The sequence below is a fragment of the Oleiphilus sp. HI0125 genome (assembly GCF_001635355.1).
On record NZ_LWGF01001274.1, the window covers coordinates 1 to 1040 of the forward strand.

At 47.2% G+C, this 1040-nt stretch carries 1 protein-coding gene; it reads left to right on the plus strand.

The window, feature by feature from the left end; translation table 11 throughout:
- On the plus strand, positions 1-1040 hold a 1040-nt coding region (locus A3762_RS22080), incomplete at both ends, for a GspE/PulE family protein (protein ID WP_068757658.1).

Genomic DNA, 1040 nt, shown 5'->3' on the forward strand with positions numbered 1-1040 from the left:
AAGAAGCATTAAACGCGTCTTATCAAAGTGACTCAGCTGAGGCCATGCAAATGGTTGAGGGCTTGGGTGACGATATGGACCTTGCAAGCCTTGCAAACTCAGTGCCTGAAACTGAAGACCTCTTGGAGCAAGAAGACGACGCCCCTATTATCCGGTTGATTAACGCGATCTTGACCGAGGCTGTTAAAACAGGGGCGTCCGATGTGCATATCGAGACTTTCGAGAAACAGCTTGTCGTGCGTTTTCGTATTGATGGCATTTTGCGTGAGATCGTAAAGCCAAAACGTGCTTTGGCGCCGTTGCTCGTTTCTCGAATCAAGGTTATGTCTAAATTAGATATCGCCGAAAAACGGATTCCGCAAGATGGTCGTATCTCTCTTCGTGTTGGGGGGCGAGAAGTAGATGTTCGTGTATCCACAATGCCGTCAGCAAATGGTGAACGCATCGTTCTGCGTCTATTAGACAAAAACGCGGGGCGGCTAAGCATCCAACACTTAGGCATGACTGACCGTGATAGCGGAACGCTGAAATCTATTTTGGCTCAGCCACATGGAATTATGCTGGTCACGGGTCCGACTGGTTCTGGTAAAACAACCACACTATATGCCGGATTGTCTGAGATTAATGACCGTAGTCGAAACATACTTACGGTCGAAGATCCGATCGAGTACAACCTTCCAGGAGTCGGTCAAACCCAAGTAAATACGAAAGTGGATATGACTTTCGCTAGAGGCTTGCGCGCCATACTTCGTCAAGACCCAGATGTCGTGATGATCGGTGAAATTCGGGATTTAGAAACGGCGGAAATTGCAGTTCAAGCCAGTTTAACTGGTCACTTAGTGCTGTCTACACTGCATACTAATACGGCTGTTGGCTCTATAACCCGTATGATGGATATGGGTGTTGAGCCATTCTTGATTAGCAGCAGTCTCGTTGGAATTATTGCGCAGCGTCTAGTTCGAGTGCTTTGTGATGACTGTAAAGAAGCGTATGTTGCAGATGAGGGAACATGCAGATTGCTAGGAGTTGATCCTACAAAT